The 15,761-nt window shown below is 68.4% G+C and carries 15 protein-coding genes; 8 read left to right on the top strand and 7 right to left on the bottom strand.

Annotated elements, in window-relative coordinates; all coding sequences use genetic code 11:
- Positions 1-126 precede the first annotated feature (126 nt).
- On the bottom strand, positions 127-1,347 hold the full coding sequence (locus tag AB0C34_RS00310; RefSeq protein ID WP_357065699.1) for a CoA transferase: 1,221 nt from the start codon (positions 1,345-1,347) through the stop codon (positions 127-129).
- 187 nt (positions 1,348-1,534) lie between these two features.
- Positions 1,535-2,305 (bottom strand): deoxyribonuclease IV, encoded by a 771-nt coding sequence (locus AB0C34_RS00305; protein ID WP_357065696.1) that lies wholly within the window; start codon positions 2,303-2,305, stop codon positions 1,535-1,537.
- Between the two features lie 165 nt (positions 2,306-2,470).
- Between AB0C34_RS00305 and AB0C34_RS00300 the strand changes: the two genes are divergently transcribed.
- Complete coding sequence (locus tag AB0C34_RS00300) at positions 2,471-3,769, top strand: serine/threonine-protein kinase (protein ID WP_357065693.1); 1,299 nt, start codon at positions 2,471-2,473, stop codon at positions 3,767-3,769.
- Positions 3,753-5,453, top strand: a complete 1,701-nt coding sequence (locus AB0C34_RS00295) for a serine/threonine-protein kinase (RefSeq protein ID WP_357065691.1) — start codon at positions 3,753-3,755, stop codon at positions 5,451-5,453. The genes AB0C34_RS00300 and AB0C34_RS00295 overlap by 17 nt, the downstream gene beginning before the upstream one ends.
- Positions 5,454-5,605: 152 nt before the next feature.
- Here the strand turns inward: AB0C34_RS00295 and AB0C34_RS00290 are convergent, their stop codons facing one another.
- On the bottom strand, positions 5,606-6,439 hold the full coding sequence (locus AB0C34_RS00290; RefSeq protein WP_357065688.1) for a GNAT family N-acetyltransferase: 834 nt from the start codon (positions 6,437-6,439) through the stop codon (positions 5,606-5,608).
- A gap of 87 nt (positions 6,440-6,526) precedes the next feature.
- Entirely contained in the window at positions 6,527-6,751 is a 225-nt protein-coding gene (locus tag AB0C34_RS00285; protein ID WP_357065685.1) for a hypothetical protein, read from the bottom strand.
- Positions 6,752-7,096: 345 nt separating this feature from the next.
- Between AB0C34_RS00285 and AB0C34_RS00280 the strand changes: the two genes are divergently transcribed.
- Positions 7,097-7,489 (top strand): hypothetical protein, encoded by a 393-nt coding sequence (locus tag AB0C34_RS00280; RefSeq protein ID WP_357065682.1) that lies wholly within the window; start codon positions 7,097-7,099, stop codon positions 7,487-7,489.
- 70 nt (positions 7,490-7,559) lie between these two features.
- Here AB0C34_RS00280 and AB0C34_RS00275 read toward each other — a convergent pair whose 3' ends face one another.
- Both AB0C34_RS00275 and AB0C34_RS00270 read right to left on the bottom strand, forming a co-directional pair.
- Positions 7,560-8,690 carry an acyl-CoA dehydrogenase family protein gene (locus AB0C34_RS00275; protein WP_357065679.1) on the bottom strand — a complete coding sequence of 377 codons (1,131 nt, stop codon included), beginning with the start codon at positions 8,688-8,690 and terminating at the stop codon, positions 7,560-7,562.
- A gap of 9 nt (positions 8,691-8,699) precedes the next feature.
- Entirely contained in the window at positions 8,700-9,872 is a 1,173-nt protein-coding gene (locus tag AB0C34_RS00270; RefSeq protein WP_357065677.1) for an acyl-CoA dehydrogenase family protein, read from the bottom strand.
- 225 nt (positions 9,873-10,097) lie between these two features.
- On the opposite strand from AB0C34_RS00270, the gene AB0C34_RS00265 reads away from it, so the two are divergent.
- Positions 10,098-10,859 carry a hypothetical protein gene (locus AB0C34_RS00265; protein WP_357065674.1) on the top strand — a complete coding sequence of 254 codons (762 nt, stop codon included), beginning with the start codon at positions 10,098-10,100 and terminating at the stop codon, positions 10,857-10,859.
- Between the two features lie 270 nt (positions 10,860-11,129).
- On the opposite strand, the gene AB0C34_RS00260 is transcribed toward AB0C34_RS00265, so the two are convergent.
- Positions 11,130-12,050 (bottom strand): hypothetical protein, encoded by a 921-nt coding sequence (locus AB0C34_RS00260; RefSeq protein ID WP_357065671.1) that lies wholly within the window; start codon positions 12,048-12,050, stop codon positions 11,130-11,132.
- A 105-nt stretch (positions 12,051-12,155) separates the two neighbouring features.
- Here AB0C34_RS00260 and AB0C34_RS00255 point away from each other — a divergent pair, with 105 nt between their 5' ends.
- The 4 genes from AB0C34_RS00255 (at position 12,156) to AB0C34_RS00240 (ending at position 15,751) form a co-directional block, all read left to right on the top strand.
- Entirely contained in the window at positions 12,156-12,884 is a 729-nt protein-coding gene (locus tag AB0C34_RS00255) for an alpha/beta fold hydrolase (RefSeq protein ID WP_357065669.1), read from the top strand.
- A gap of 347 nt (positions 12,885-13,231) precedes the next feature.
- The gene (locus AB0C34_RS00250; protein ID WP_357065666.1) at positions 13,232-13,666 is read left to right on the top strand and encodes a hypothetical protein; all 435 of its coding nucleotides are present in this window, start codon (positions 13,232-13,234) and stop codon (positions 13,664-13,666) included.
- On the top strand, positions 13,659-14,906 hold the full coding sequence (locus AB0C34_RS00245; protein WP_357065664.1) for a hypothetical protein: 1,248 nt from the start codon (positions 13,659-13,661) through the stop codon (positions 14,904-14,906). Before AB0C34_RS00250 ends, AB0C34_RS00245 begins: the two co-directional genes overlap by 8 nt.
- The gene (locus AB0C34_RS00240; protein ID WP_357065662.1) at positions 14,903-15,751 is read left to right on the top strand and encodes an ESX secretion-associated protein EspG; all 849 of its coding nucleotides are present in this window, start codon (positions 14,903-14,905) and stop codon (positions 15,749-15,751) included. Before AB0C34_RS00245 ends, AB0C34_RS00240 begins: the two co-directional genes overlap by 4 nt.
- The last annotated feature ends 10 nt before the right edge of the window (positions 15,752-15,761 follow it).

Genomic DNA, 15,761 nt, shown 5'->3' with positions numbered 1-15,761 from the left:
CGCCGCCCCACGGTTTCTCCCCCGCTCCGGTCGGATTCGGTTGCACCACCGGTCGGCTGCTGCCCGGCGATCGCAGTTCCCGTGCCCCACGACCCTCGGGTCGCCTGCGATCGTGTGACCGTGTGTTCATAACACCCCCAGCGCGTCGATCTCGGCCTCGCTCATGCCGAGCAACTCGGACAATACCTCGCGGGTGTGTTCCCCCAAGTCGGGCCCGACCGTGCGGATGGGGAGGGACTGCGCACCGATCACCGGGACGATGCCGGGGAAACCGACCGTCTTCGGCTCCGGTTCGCCGACATCGACGGCGAACGGCTGGATCATGTTGCGCGCCCGATACTGCTCGTCGACCACGATGTCGGCGGCGGTGTAGATCGGCCCGCAGGGAATGGCGGCGGCCTCCAACAGGGTGAGCGCCTCGGCGCGGGTGTGCCGGATCGTCCACTCGCCGATGGCCGCGTCCAGCCGCTCGCGCTCGCGCCAGCGGCCGGCGTTGTCCCGCAGGTCCGGGTCGGCAGCCAGGTCGGGCCGGTCGATGACGGCCATGTAGCGCTGGAAGATGGCGTCGCCGTTACCGCCGATGATGATGCTGGTTCCATCACCGCACGGGTAGGCGTTGCTCGGCGCGATGCCCTCCATCCGGCCACCGACGCGTTCACGTTGGATGCCGTAGGCGAGATAATCCGGCACCAGCGACTCCATCACCGACAGGATCGCCTCGTTGAGTGCCACATCGATCACGCGCTCCCGCAACGGTGCCGGCGCGTCCCCGGTGCTGCGGCGTTCGCGCTGGAACAATGCCATCACGGTGCCGAACGCGGCGTAGATGCCGGCGATGGAATCGCCGATCGAGACACCGGTGCGCACCGGCGGACGATCCGGGTCACCGACCAGCTCCCGCAGGCCGCCGACCGCCTCGGCCACCGCGGCGAAACCGGGGCGTGCGGACAGCGGACCGGTCTGCCCGTAAGCGGAGATCCTGGTGATCACCAGCTCCGGATTCGCCTCGTTCACCACGTCGGGCCCCAAACCCCACTTCTCCAGCATGCCCGGCCGAAAGTTCTCCAGCAGCACATCACAGTGCCGGATCAGATCGAGCACGATGCCGCGCCCCGCCTCGGTGCGCAAATCCAGCGTGATGGACTTCTTGTTGCGGTTGATGGTCCGGTAGAGCATCGAGGTGTCGCCACCGTAGAGCCGCCAGTTGCGCAGCTCGTCACCGGCTTTCGGCCGTTCCACTTTGATCACCTCGGCGCCGAAGTCGCCGAGGATGCGCCCTGCGGTCGGCGCGGCGATGTAGTTGCCGAGTTCCAGGACGCGCACCCCGTCCAGCGGCCGAATACTCATGGTCACCAGTGTGGACCATCCCGCAACGGACTCGGCGTGAACCTCGGCGCACGGCCACGGCGAGACAGACCGGGGCCGACCCGGTCGGATGCGTGACCCGGCCGGTAAACCACAGCTCTGATTCGGGCGCGTCCACCGACCCGCCGCGGCGCGACGCCACGCCACATTCTGATCGCGACGGGGACGATCAGGCCAGGTGTTCGCGCAGGTAGGCCAGATCGTCCGCGACGCCGTCGGCGGGGGTCTCCAAGATCACCGGGGCGTCGGCCGTCGAACATACCTCGGCGAGCAACTGCGGATCGATCGTTCCGTCGGCGAAATTGGCGTGCCGGTCGGCGCCGGAGTTGAACTCGTCCCGGGAGGAATTCAGGTGCACCAGGTCGATGCGGCCGGTGATCGCCTTGATCCGGTCGACGACGCCGAGCAACTCCTCGCCACCGGCCCAGGCGTGGCAGGTGTCCAGGCAGAAACCCGCGCCGTACCCACCGACCGCGTCCCACAGCCGCGCGATCATGTCGAAGTGCCTGGCCATGGCGTGGTTTCCGCCCGCGGTGTTCTCGATCAGAATCGGCACCGCGAAGCCGCCCTTGTCCTGCTGGCGCTCGAACAGCTTGCGCCAGTTGTCGATTCCGGTTTCCACTTCGGCGTCCGAACGCACATGGCCGCCGTGGACTACCAGGCCGAACGCACCGAGCTCGGCGGCCGCCTTCGCCTGCTGCGCCACCGCGTTGCGCGAGGGCATCCGCAGCCGATTGTTCAGACTTGCCACGTTGATCTGGTAAGAGGAATGCACCACGACATCGATCGGACTCGCGAGGATCTCCTCGGTCCGCGGATGTGGGGTCGGCTTGTCCCAACTCTGGGGATCGACGACGAACATCTGGATGACGTCGGCACCCAGTTTCTCACCGAAGCCGATCGGGTCGCTGTCGAGCCGGACATGTGCTCCAATGCGCATAGGGTCAGCCTAAGGGCACGGTCGGACGAACTCCGCCCGTAGCCCGCGCGGGCCGAACCGCGGAAGGCGCGACCGACGGCGCCCTGCGGATGCACCGCCGTTGTTGCATCCTGCTGGCCCAGCGAGATACATCGTTGGTATCCGCATGCTCGACACGATGAGGGGGTGCATACGGTGTTGCAGAACGGCGACGTCTTCGCCGGCTATGTCATCAAGCGAGTGCTCGGTTTCGGTGGCATGGGCACCGTCTACCTGGCGCGACATCCCCGGCTGCCGCGCCTGACGGCGCTGAAACTGCTCAACCGTGAGCTGTACTCCGACGTGGACAGTCGCCGCCGCTTCGAACGCGAGGCCGACCTGGTCGCACGGCTGGACCACCCGAACATCGTCACGGTGTACGACCGCGGCGCCGAGCACCGCCAGCTGTGGATCTCCATGCAATACGTGCCCGGCGCGGACGCCTCCTGCGCGGACGTCAACGTACTCGCGCCCGGCCGCGCGGTGCAGATCGCCACCGACACCGCGGCCGCGCTCGATTTCGCCCACGCCAACCAGGTGCTGCACCGCGATGTGAAACCGGCGAACATCCTGCTGGCCAAGGCGCCGATCGGACAGCAGGAGCGGGTACTGCTGACCGACTTCGGCATCGCGGGTGTGCGTGGCGCCGACCCCGCGATCGACTCGTCCGGCTCGATTACCGCGACCCTGGCCTTCGGCGCGCCGGAACAGCTGACCGGCCAGCCACTGGACGACCGAGGCGACCAGTATTCGCTAGCCTGCACGCTGTTCTGGATGCTTACCGGCACGGCCCCCTATCCCGCTGCCACCCCGGCGGCCGTGGTGAACAGCCATATCTATGCCCCGATTCCGCTGCTGAGCAGAGCGCGCCCCAGCCTGCCCGCCACGCTGGATCCGGTGTTGGCACGCGCCATGGCGAAGCGCCCGGCCGATCGGTTCGCCAGTTGCACGGAGTTCGCCGCCGCGGCCGGGCACGCCCTCGCCGCCGGCTCGCCCCCTCGGCATCTCGACATGAATGCCGACCGGCACGTCACACCATCGCGGACACATCCTCCGGCGCCCCCGACCGTGCCATGGCAGCCCGCGGCGACGCACCACGCGATGCCGCGAGAACCGGCGCCGCGACCGCGGCCGAGTTTCCCGCCGCCGCGGCGCACTGCGCACCCCGGCACGATCGAGCTGCCCGACCTGCGGAGGCGGCCGGGCTCGGCCGGGCACCGGCAATTACCCGATCCGCGCCCCCCACCGACAGTTCTCGGTTGTCGCCGATCACCCGCCACGAACCCGAACCGACGCACGACCTGTCATCCGGCACCTGCTGCTATGGTTTCGATGTTTTCCGTGCTGGAGCGTGGCTCGGACCACGCGTTCTTATGCTGTACGCCTGTTCGCCGGCGGGTCCCGGCGCGCGGCGGGAAGTGGAGCAGTCATGCTGGCCAGCGGTGATGTTTTCGCCGGCTATGTCATCGAGCGGCAACTGGGCCGCGGAGGCATGGGATCGGTATACCTGGCGAAGCATCCGCGGCTGCCGCGCCTGACCGCGCTGAAACTGCTGAACCGGGAGTTGTTTTTCGACAAGGAGCTGCGGGCGCGGTTCGAGCGGGAGGCGGATCTGGTCGCCCAGCTCGATCATCCGAACATCGTCACGGTGTACGACCGTGGAGTCGAGGACGAACAGCTGTGGATTTCGATGCAGTACGTCGATGGCATCGACGCCGCCTCGGTGGAACCGACATTACTTCCGCCCGAACGCGCGGTGCAGATCATCAAGGAGACCGCGGACGCGCTGGATCATGCGCACGGCAGCGGTGTGTTGCATCGTGACGTGAAACCCGCCAACATCCTGCTGGCCCGCTCCAGTCCCGGCCGCGGAGAGCGGGTGTACCTCACAGACTTCGGTATCGCGCGACTGCGCGACGACACCGGTCATCTCACCCAGACCGGCACCTTCACCGCGACCCTCGCCTACGCCTCGCCCGAGCAGCTGACCGGTGCCTCGCTCGACCACCGGTCCGACCAATACTCACTGGCCTGCTCGATGTTCTGGCTGTTCACCGGGACCGGCCCGTTCTCGGCGACGAACCCCGCCGCGGTGATCCAGGGGCATCTGCAGGGTTCCCCGCCCGCGCTGAGCAGCGTTCGCCCCGGCCTGCCCTACTCGCTGGACGGCGTGCTGGCCAGGGCGATGGCCAAGCGTCCCGACGACCGGTTCGCCAGCTGCGCGGACCTCGCCGCGGCCGCCATGCACGCGCTGACCGCTCCGAGCAGGCACTCGATGCCGATGGTGGGCGGACCCTGGCCGGGCTCCGGACCACCGCAGTCGGTCGCCAGCAGTCCGCGCCCGGCAACGGGCCCGAGGCCGATGGCCGGCGCGTCGCCGGTGAGTCAGCCACCGCGTTCCGGCTCGGCGCCGCAGCCGAACGTCGGCAACGCCTACCCCCCGCAATCCGGGTTCTCCTCCTTCAACGCGCCGCCCGCACCACCGTTCGGCGCGCATCGATACCCACCGGCCGGACCGCCACGAAAGACGAACAACGGCCTGATCATCGGCCTCGCGGTCGGCGTCGTCCTCCTGATCCTGGTGGTGCTCGGCATCATCGGCACGGTCGCCGACTCGAACTCGAACAACGGTGGCACGACCACCACGTCCGCGGTGAAACCGAACCTCGTCGATCCCACCGCGGAGTCGATCAGTGCGGCCTTCCCGCGGATGGTGCCCGCGTCCAAGACCGCAGATGTCGGGTACAACGGCGCCGAGTGCTGGTTGGCCTCGGCGAGTTCGCCACCGTCTCCGTCCAAGGGCGAGCCGGACTTCGGCACCTGGGCGGCCCAGTGGCGCTGCTACAAGGGCGGCAACAACAAGGATCCGTACTACCGCATCTACGCCTACAAAACGCCCGCCGACGTGCAGAACGTGCTGAACCGGCTGCCCGCACAGGCTGCCGAGTCGCACGACACCAACGGCGGAAAGTCCTACACCAACTACAAATACGTCGATGATGGCGCCAAGATGGTCACCGCGTTCACCGGTGATCCGGACCGCACTCAGTTCCTGATGTACACCGACGGCTTCAGTTCCACGACGATCAACGAGCTGTTGCGCTGGTGGCGCTCGGCGCCGTTGAACTGACGCGGGCCTGCGTTGGGGCGCGCGGCCCGATGGTGCACTGAGCGCGCGTCCGTTCGTCGGTACCGAAACCACCGAACGATCCGACGCCGGGAACAGCGTGACGCCCGAGCGGAACTCGCGGACCTGCGCCCCGATCGGTCGGACACGTCTACCTAATCGAAGGCGTAATGCACGAATTCGTGGGTCGGATGGAAGCCGATGGTTCGGTAGATCCGATTCGCCGTGCTGTTGGACGTGTCCGCGAACAGGCAGACGTCCAAGCCGTCGGCCCGAAGCGACTTCGCCACAGACGCGGTCACGGCGCTGGCGTAGCCGTGGCCGCGTGCGTCCGGCGGCGTGTAGACCGGCCCGATCCGCGACCAGTTGTGCACGGGAACCTGATGGGCGGCAAGGCTTACCGGCTCGCCGTCACATTCCCACAGCCACCAGCGTCCGGCGGCGACCCGACGCCGGATCGCGGCTTCGTCCAACCCGGGCGGCGGCATGCCCAACTCCGCGCGCATCGCCTCGGTCCAGGCACGGCACAGCGCGACATCGGATTCGGCGGCCCGGCGCGCAGTTCCCGTGACGTACGGAACGCGCAGCTCGCCGAGACGGTGCAACCGGACCGTATAGGACTGATGAAAACCCCGGCCGAGCAGTTCGCACCACCGTTGGGCGAACGAGGTGGCCACCTCGAGTACTCCCTCCACGCCCGCGCTGTCAGGGGCCACCTCGGCCAGGGCCGCAGCCACCGCGGACACGCTGTCACGAGGCAATTCCCCGAGATACAGGTCGTGGTCTGCCAGCCGCATGGCGGCGCCGACTACGGCGGCGTCCTCGGCGTGCACGGAGAGGAACCTCGAAACTCCGACAACGGAATCGATGCCCGTCGCGTGGTTGGCGATGCTGGTCGTGAGCACCGTGTGCCGCAGGGGATCACGCAGTAGAAACGGCTCGACCCGCGAACGGAACTCCGCGGCGTCCGTGGTGATCTGGATCCTCATGCCCACCACGGTAAGCGTCTAAAGCGTTGTACACCGCGATTTTTCGTCGCACGGGGAGATCGTCACATCGGAGACCGACCGGTCGTTTCAGTCCACCTCGCCGCCACCCGCGCGGAGCTTGAGCAGGACCAAGCCCGCGGTGCACGCGAGAATGAGCCCGGCAACCGTGATTTCGACGTGCAGGCCGGCGATGCCGAGGACCGCCCCGACGAGTCCGCCGACGAAGATCAACCAGGCCATGGTCCGCGACACCGTTCTGGACAGCTTGCGTACCTGCCGATTCGACACCCGATGCGGCGTAGTTTCCGACACCGCATCTTCCGCGGCGCGGGATGAACCCCGCCGCGACGTTGTCGAGTAAGCTCCCATCATCTACTCCTCGATGACGCCGGTCAGAGAACCACTTCCACGCTCTCACACAACGTGTCTCTCATTCTGATACGGGCGTCTCACGCGTAACTTTGCTCACACACGCTACGACTCCGGGACGCCAGACGACAGCGACACGTGCCCGCGACACGCCGAAGAGACCAATTCGATATCTGAACTACAACTATTTGACAGCGCCACCTGGCGCGTTCCTGTCCGACTCACCTGGCCTGGCCGACCAGCCTCGATTAGGGTGAGGCCACTCGATACACACGAGGAGTGTCACCGATGGAGAGAAGCAGGGCCAGGATCGCCGGTCCGGCGGTCGCCGCAGGAGCCGTTTCCATCGGACTCGTTCTCATCGGTGCGTGCGGCGTCGGCAGACACGACACCTACGTCCCGCCCCCGCCGCTGAAGGCCGGTCAGTACATCGAGCCGGTGGCCCGCGAGGGCAGCACCGGCCAGACCGCGCCCAGGGTCGTCATCCCACCCTCGCCGACCTGGAAGGTCGCCCCGTACGAGCAGCGCCGCGCAACCCCGTTCGCCGGATTCAGCAGCAGCACAACCGCCGCCGAGCCACCGGAGGCCGCCGGAGCGGCTTCCGCCGAGAACCTGCGGCCACCAGCCGCGATCGAACCGCGCGACCCGACGCCCGACGAGCCGACCACGCCGCAGCGCTGAGTCGCCACCGCGCGAGACGAACCAGCAATTCATGGTGGTGCGCCCAGCACGCGCACCACCACACCGGCCGTTACAGTTCAGGCAATTCGTAATCGCCGATGCTGTCGCTGAGCACCCGCAGATGTTCGAGCCCTCCGCCGAGCGTGCGCTCGATGGCGGTCAACCGTGCCACGTAGTGCGCGACCGGGTACTCGGAGGTCACGCCGATGCCGCCGTGCATCTGGATCGCTTCCTGCCCGATGTGTCGCGCGGCCCGGCCGACTTGCCACCGCGCGCGGGACGCGATCACCGGGTCGTCGGTACCGTCCGCCAGTGACGCCGTGGCGTACAGGCTCATACTGCGCGCGAGCTCCAGCGAGACGTACATGTCGGCGGCCCGCTGGGTGAGCGTCTGGAACTTCGACAGCGTGACACCGAACTGCTTACGCTGCCGCAAGTACTCGGTGGTCAGCCGCAACGTCTCCGCCATCGCGCCGACCGATTCCGCGCACAGGCTCGCCTGCGCGTACCCAAGTACCGATGCGATCGCTCGGGCGGCGTCCACCTCGCCGCCGCCGAGGCGTTCGGCCGTCGCGCTCTCGAACTCCAACTGCGCAGCGCGCCGACCGTCCACCGTGCGATAGGGCTTGCGAACAACTCCCGGCGCGTTGGGAGCGACCAAGAACAGCCCCACTTCGCCCCCGGGCAGTACGGCGCTGACTACGAGTTGGTCGGCACTGTCGCCGTGCGGGACGGGATTCTTGACGCCGGTCAGTGTGTATGTGTCCCCGTGCGCCGTGGCGGTGGTCGCGAGCTCGGCGGACGGCCACCGCACACCGGGCTCGGCATGGGCGAACGCGAGCAACCACGCGCCCGCGGCCACCTCCGGCAGGATGCGCTTGCGCTGGCCGGCACTCCCCGCCGCCGCGACGAGCCCACCCGGAACCAGGACAGCGTCCACGATCGGCTCCGGCGCCAACCTGCGGCCGACTTCCTCCAGCACGACCATCGTCTCCACCGGACCCGCGCCGACGCCGCCGTCCTCCTCGGCGAAGCTCAACCCGAGCACGCCCAGTTCGGCGAGCTGACGCCACACGTCGCGGCTCCAGCCCAGTTCGGTATCGGTGGTCTTCAGCCGGGATTCGGCGTCGTAGTCGCGCGCGAGCAGGTCGCGGACCGTGTCACGCAGCATGACCTGTTCATCGGTCAGATCGAAATCCATGGTGTCGCCTCACAATCCGAGGATCGTGGAGGCGATGATGGTGCGCTGCACCTCGCTGGAGCCTCCGTAGATGGTTGTCTTGCGATAGTTCAGGTAGCTCGGGCCGCTCCGCTGCGCCCAGCCCGGCGAGGCGATGTCGTCCGCCGCCACCGCGATGGCATCCGGTCCCGCGATATCGAGCAGCAACTCGGTGGCCGCCTGCTGAAGTTCCGAGCCGCGCAACTTGAGCACCGAAGAGGCCGGATTGGGCCGTCCGTCCGACGAGTTGGATACCACGCGCAGTTGGGTGAGTTCCAGCGCGAGTAGCTCGTTCTCCAGCTCGGCGACCCGCGCCGCGAACTGCGGGTCCTCCAGTAGGGTGCCGCTGCCGGACCTGATCTGCGCCGCATGCTGTTTCGCGACACCGATCTTGACTTTGGTGCGGCCGACGCCGGTGATACCGGTGCGCTCGTTGCCGAGCAGGAACTTGGCGTAGGTCCAGCCCATATTCTCCTCGCCGACCAGCTGATCGGCAGGTACTCGAACATTCTCGAAGAAGACCTCGTTCACCTCGTAACCGCCATCGATCAGCTTGATCGGACGGATGGTGACGCCAGGCGATTTCACGTCGAACAGCAGGAACGAGATGCCCGCCTGTTTCTTCGTCGCACTCGGGTCGGTACGCACCAGGCAGAAGATCCAGTCCGCGTACTGGGCCAGCGTGGTCCAGATCTTCTGCCCGTTGACGATGTAGGAGTCACCGTCGCGTACCGCGGTGGTGCGCAGCGAGGCCAGGTCGGACCCGGCATCCGGTTCGGAGAAACCCTGGCACCACCAGATGTCCAGCGCGGCGGTGGGTGGCAGAAAGCGCTCCTTCAGCTCTTGGGAGCCGAACTGGGCGATCACCGGACCGACCATCTGCGCGTTGAACGTCAGCGGCTCGGGGACCGAGGCGAGCTGCATCTCGTCCTGCCAGAGATGCCGACGCATCGGTGTCCAGTCCTTGCCGCCCCACTCGACCGGCCAGTTCGGCACCGCGAGGCCGTGGTCGTTGAGGATCTTGTGCGTGGTGACGATGTCGGCGCGGGACAGTTCGCGGCCATCGCGGGCGCGTTCGCGAATGTCGGCCGGGATCTCGGTCCGATAGAAGTTACGCAGTTCGTCGCGGAAAGCGGCGTCATCGGGGGACAAGGATAGTTTCATACGCATCTCCCAGTGTGTCTCGTACGTCCTAGTCGAACCTACCCCGCGGTAGTTCTCCGCGGTCGAGTGGATCACCGTCGCGGCACCTCGCCGATACGCCGAGGTGTCGCACCCCGTCTCCCGGTCTGCTACTACCGCTATCCCTGGGCAAATGACCCGCCGAGCTGGTACGTTGCTGGTCGTGGGGTCGGGGACAACGTAAGGTTTGGTATCGAGGAGTACGACTTGAACGGCAGAACCATCGCGCGCGCCGTCACGGCCGCGACAGCTCTCGGCATCGGCGCGGTCCTGACCCTCTCCGGCACGGCGGCCGCCGAACAACCTCGGACACCACTGGACGCAGGCCAGCACAATCTCGCCGAAGCCGCCGGAACCGATCCGACCGCCGCGGCGGGTGTCGCGGCGATCTCGCAATACACCTCGTTGGTCGACGTCGCGCACCTGCGCGATATCTCCAGCGCTTTCACCCCATTCGCCTACGCGGCCCCCACTTTCGGTTGCGGTAGCAACGGGCCGATCACGACGATCATCGCCGCGGCGACCACCGATGGGCCGGGTGGCGCCCAGGACCTGAACGTCGCGCCGGGCATGCTGCGGTTCAGCGCCACCCCCTCGCACCCTGGCGCGCCGCTCGCCTCCGGTCTTGTCGTCGCATGGTTGAACGTGAACACCGGCGCCAGCGGCATCGCTGCGCTCGACGATGTCACCGAGTACCACCTCCCTTCGCTGTCCAAGACGGTCAAGAGCGGTCCGGGCACGGTCATCGCCTCGATGTGGGGCATCATCGACTACCCGTTCGCACACTGCGTGATGACGCCGACAGTCGGCTTGTTCACGGTGTCGGACAAACCGACCTACACCCCCGCGGCGCCGCAAGCGCCGGAAACCCGCCTGCTCAGGCCGGGCCCCGAGGGGACAACCGGTGCACCCGCCAGCCCATCCGAGCCGATCGCGCCGCCGCCGCCCGCGACCGCTCCCGCCGCGTAAATTCACGGAGATCGCGGCGAGCGTTACGCCCACGGCGTCCATCGGAGTCACCCTCCAACAAAGCACACCGCTACCGGCCCCGACCCGGATCACTCAGTGGCGAAGAACCTCGGCTGCCCGCGGCGTGCGGGTGTGGAAACTCCCTCGTCACGAAGCGATTGACGCTACCGCTTGCGGGAGTCGGCAGACCGCCGCAACGCCAGCCGCCGCGACCGACATCCGAGAAGTGGGGAATTCGGGCTTCGCGCCGCTTGCGCCGCCCGGCCGCGGTCAACCGGACAGGCGGATCCGCACGATATCGCCGCCTTCGGTGCCCGCGAGCACTTCCTCCGGATGATCGGGAACTGCGACGACCGAGGTCATCGGCTGGCCGCTGAGCACCACGCACACGGAACCGGTGGCGGGATCGACGCGGATCAGCTGACCTGCGAGAGTCGTCACGAAGAGCACGCCAGCGGGGTCGGCCAGCAGATCGTCGGCGAAATCCGGGACACCAGCGAGTGGCGACGCCAGATCCACGACGGTCACCCGGTCGGTGGGCGCGGCAAGCGGGATGCGCACGACCCGGCCCAGCGGACCGCCATTGGACGTCACGTAGAGGTCCTCACCGTGCACAGCGATGCCGTTCGCCGCGACGCCGGCCGCCGACCTGCCCCACCCGGTATCGATGGTGGCGTCCGCGTGAACCCGCACTACCCCGGACAGGGTCGCGACATACAAGTCGCCGCTCGAATCGAACGCCGCGCCATTCGGCATGACGAAACCCGACACGAACACCGCGGGCTCGGGGGCACTGGACGCGGGGTCGAAGCGGACCACGCCACCAGGGCGCACGGCGCTGCTCGGTGTGTCGCCATAGACGACGTACAGCAGTCCGTCCGGTCCGAGCCGGACCGCACCGGGGAATTCGATCGGGACGGACGCGGTCAGCGTGCCGGCGGCGTCATAGCGCTGGACTTCGTTGCGGTAGAGCCGAGAGACCCACAGGTTGCCCTGCGCGTCGTACCCCAGGTTCTCCGACCAGTCGAGCAGCGGCAGTCCGGCGGGCAGGGCGGTCGTGACGGAGGCGGGAGCGCAGGAGGCCATCGCCCTCGCAGCCGGATCCGCGGCGCCGCTGGGCGCGAACACGCCGGGCAGCGTGAAGACGGCGGCGGATAGCATCACTGCGGCTCGACGACGAGAGGTTCGCATCTGGGCACCTCGGCGGGGTGAGGGCGGAGTTGCGGCGCAGTGTAGCGCTCTTTGCCGAGCAGGTGTGGCACACCTGAGCGGCAGGATCTTTGGCAAGATCGGTGAATGCCATTTTTCGACGGCGCGCGCGGCCGGATGCACTATCGGCGGTGGCCGATCGAACAACCTCTGCTGACCGTGGTGCTACTGCCCGGAATGGGCCAGCACAGCGGCCATTATCACCGCTTCGCCCGCGTGATCAAGCCGGTCGACATCGAGATGTGGGCGTTGGACACCGCCGGACACGGGTTGAGCGAAGGTGATCCGAACCAGCCGGGCACCCTGGTCGAACTGGTGGCCGACGCGTCGCGCCTGGTGGATCTGGCCCGCGCGGCGCAGCCGCGAGGCCCGCTGATCCTGATGGGCCATTCGCTCGGCGCGGTCACCGCGCTGGGCATGCTCGGCGCCGCGGTGCCGGATACCCAGGGCGCGACAACCGATTCGCCCGCCCTGGAACGAGACTATCCACTGCGGCCTGCCCTGCCCGCACACGCGGTGGCCGGTTTGGTGCTGTCCGGCGTGCCGAAGCGGGCCCTCGGCGGTGGTGCGCCCGGCGCACCGGGAACTCCGCTGCCACGCGCACTTCCAGTGCTCGCGGTGCACGGCGTCGAGGACCGACGCGCACCGGTCGATGCGATCAGGGCCTGGGCCGGCCGCCACCGGTCCGTAGATCTGCTGGAGTATGCCGACACCGGGCACGACCTGCTGCACGAGCCAGCGCACGCGCGAGTCGGCGCGAACATCGCGACCTGGATGCACGAAGTTGTCACGGGAGTGCGCGCCGCCGCCGGTTGAGTGTGTCCCGGCGGGCAGGAGCATGTTCGGGTCGACGCGGTACTCGGCGCCCGCCGCGAAGCACCGATCATGGCGGCGGCGATGGACGGGTCGACACGGGGGGACGAACCTCGATTCCGCCGCTGAAACCGTTGCGCTGCCGGGTAATCAACGGTCCCACTGGCGATTAGGGATCCATACGTGAAGGTTCTGCTTAGAATTGCGGAGGTTCACCGAAGCCCCGCACGACTTGGCGCACAGCTGGTACATGTGCGGGCCGGTGCGGACGGCACCGACTGGACGCGGCGTGTCTTCAGGGGTCGACACGCTCGAGCACGCTGTTCGGACGAGGAAGGGGGACGGCGCAGATGCCTACGAACGAAAACGGGTCCGGCGGGGAACCGCTTGCCGAGGTCACGGCCCCGGGTGTCGACGTCGCCGCACTGAACCGAGCAGTCGAGGACGGGACCCTGTGGATCGATGGTCTGCTCGTCGCGGACGGCGCGCCCGAACGGTGCGCGCGCCACTACGAGCAGCTCGCCGACCGAGTCGAGGCGCAGATCCATATCCTGAGCGCGGCAACCTCGTTACCCGGCTTCGGCGGATTCGCTTCCGGTGACGCCCTGCGCGCCGGTTTCGAGCGAAAGGCCGATGACGCGATCGCTCGGCTGCTGGCATACGCCACGGCGGCCAGGGAACTCGCCCAGACCTTCCGCGCGGCGGCGACCGCCTACCAGCATGCCGACCACGCGCTCGCCGCGGCGGTCGACCGAATCGGCCGGACCGGAGCGACCCATGCGTAAGATGCCGCGGGCTTTCGAGCGAGCCACGCACCGACGCACAGATCCCGCCTACGTTCCGAACGTCGAGATCTTCGATAGTCTTACCCACGAGGAGATCCACGCCAAGGTCCAACTGCTGGAACCCGCCGTACTCGCGACGGGCCGGCAGGGCTGGGCCGATTCCGCGGCCGAGCTCGCCGACGCGGTTTCGCAGGCGCACATCGCGATTCGGGCCGCGCTCACCGACGGATGGCGCGGCGGCGCGGCGGCGAGCGCGGCCGCCGTGGTAGGCGTGTTCGAGCAGAGCGGCCAGGACCTCGCCGACGTGCTCGCCGTGGTCGCGCAGCGCCTCGGCCAGGCGAGCGACGCGGCGGAGGCCGTGCGGGCCGCCGTGGCCGAACCGTCCGCAGTCGCGCCGGATCTGGCCGCGGCGCTGCTGGATCCGAATCAAGCAACCAGCAACGTCGACGGCCAGAAGGCGAGCGAGCACGCACGTCAGGATGCCGTGCGTGCGATGAACGACATCTACGCGGGCGTATTCATCCAGACCGGCGACAACGTTCCCGCGTTCCCCGACACGGTCGAGGGAATCCAGCCCGAGTCACCGTCGAGCACGCCCACCGGTCCTGGCGCGAAAATATCCGTCCTACCGCGAATTCCGATCGAAACGACAGAGCAGTCGGCAAGCCTTGCCACAACCAAGGCACCCACCGCCCGAACACCCGACAGCGAGTCGGCGTCGGCCGCCGCCACGTCGGCCGCCGACGCCGACGCTGGCACCGGCGACGCCTCGCCCCCACCGCCCCGCGTCGCGCAGACCACCGCCGAGACGTCGTCCGCCACCGCTCTGGCCGCACCCCCGCTCGGCACCGGCCCCACGCCGACGACGACCACGGCCGCCGCGTCTACCGTCGTCCCAACCGCCGCGGGCACCGGTAGCCCAACCCTGTCGGAGCAGGAGCGCAAACGCGACGAGCGGCGCCCCGAAACCCCGGGCAATGACGCGGTCAACAGCCTCGGTGCCGGCGCGATAGGTGGTCTGATGGGTGGCGCGCTGACCACCGCGGACACTCCGAGACCAGGGCAGAGTGTGGCCGCGAACGCGATGACCGCACGGACCGCGCACCACGACGAGGACGACGAATTCGACTTCGACGACCTCCCGACCTACCTCGAGCCGTCCGATGACGGTGGCGAACTCATCGGGTCTCTCGATCCGACGACGCCGCCCGTGGTCGGCGACTGGACCGAGTACGAGTGAACTGGACGCTGACCCCGGACCAGTTCGCGCTGGCTTGGTCACGCACCGACGGAGATCGAATCCCCTACCCGCTGGCCGTCCGCCTGTCCGCGCGCGACAGCGCGGAACGCGCTGCGCAACTGCCCGCGCTCGACCACTGGTGTGATCGCGTGCTGGACGCGGATCTGGAGGCGGCGCTGCGGATCCTCGCGCATCCGGACCTGCGCGTCGAGGTGTATGGGCAGCGCGATCCGGTGCCGGTTACACACGGCCCCGATCCACACCGGGACGGCGAACCTCGCACGCCGCTCCAGGAAGGCGAGCGCACCCCCGATCGAGAACTCGGCCCGGCGGTGCGTCCGGTACGCATTCTCGGTGGCGCCGCCGGGAATGTCGCGGTGGTCGCGGCGCAGCGTCCCGGCGAGACCTCAGACCGCGGCGACGCGGTGCGGCTGTTCGTCGGCACTCCGAAAAGCCTTTCCGCACGGTTGGTTTCGATGCTGCCGGAGAACACCCCGGGTGCTCTCCCCCGCCTGACCGCTCCCCGCACTCAGGTCGGCGAAGACAGCCGCGACCTGGTGACCGTCCCGGTCGCCGGGCCCTCGACGGCGGCCAGAATCCGCACCCTACTGAAGCGGCCGCGTGCGGGCATCGGCCAGATCGTCGTCTCCGCTCGCCACGAAGTGGGCGAGCCGCGCCCGTTCGGTGTGCTGTGTTGGATCGACGTGGCCGGCGATGGGCGATATGTGGTGCGCACCGGCGCCGATGTCGACATCGTCGCGGTGACGGCCGAGCGGTTCGCCGCACACCTGCGTCCGATGCTTACCGCGGCCGCACGCACCAGCTCGGCGTACGCCGAGCACTGACCCGCACGTG

This window comes from Nocardia sp. NPDC049220 (genome assembly GCF_040647855.1).
In the GTDB taxonomy this organism is placed as follows: Bacteria; Actinomycetota; Actinomycetes; order Mycobacteriales; family Mycobacteriaceae; genus Nocardia.
This window is presented reverse-complemented; position numbering and strand designations above follow the sequence as displayed.

Coding starts and splice junctions, on each gene's coding strand:
- AB0C34_RS00310 (WP_357065699.1), bottom strand. CDS start 1,347: ATGAGTATTCGGCCGCTGGACGGGGTGCGCGTCCTGGAACTCGGCAAC.
- AB0C34_RS00305 (WP_357065696.1), bottom strand. CDS start 2,305: ATGCGCATTGGAGCACATGTCCGGCTCGACAGCGACCCGATCGGCTTC.
- AB0C34_RS00295 (WP_357065691.1), top strand. CDS start 3,753: ATGCTGGCCAGCGGTGATGTTTTCGCCGGCTATGTCATCGAGCGGCAA.
- AB0C34_RS00290 (WP_357065688.1), bottom strand. CDS start 6,439: ATGAGGATCCAGATCACCACGGACGCCGCGGAGTTCCGTTCGCGGGTC.
- AB0C34_RS00280 (WP_357065682.1), top strand. CDS start 7,097: ATGGAGAGAAGCAGGGCCAGGATCGCCGGTCCGGCGGTCGCCGCAGGA.
- AB0C34_RS00275 (WP_357065679.1), bottom strand. CDS start 8,690: ATGGATTTCGATCTGACCGATGAACAGGTCATGCTGCGTGACACGGTC.
- AB0C34_RS00270 (WP_357065677.1), bottom strand. CDS start 9,872: ATGAAACTATCCTTGTCCCCCGATGACGCCGCTTTCCGCGACGAACTG.
- AB0C34_RS00260 (WP_357065671.1), bottom strand. CDS start 12,050: ATGCGAACCTCTCGTCGTCGAGCCGCAGTGATGCTATCCGCCGCCGTC.
- AB0C34_RS00255 (WP_357065669.1), top strand. CDS start 12,156: ATGCCATTTTTCGACGGCGCGCGCGGCCGGATGCACTATCGGCGGTGG.
- AB0C34_RS00250 (WP_357065666.1), top strand. CDS start 13,232: ATGCCTACGAACGAAAACGGGTCCGGCGGGGAACCGCTTGCCGAGGTC.
- AB0C34_RS00245 (WP_357065664.1), top strand. CDS start 13,659: ATGCGTAAGATGCCGCGGGCTTTCGAGCGAGCCACGCACCGACGCACA.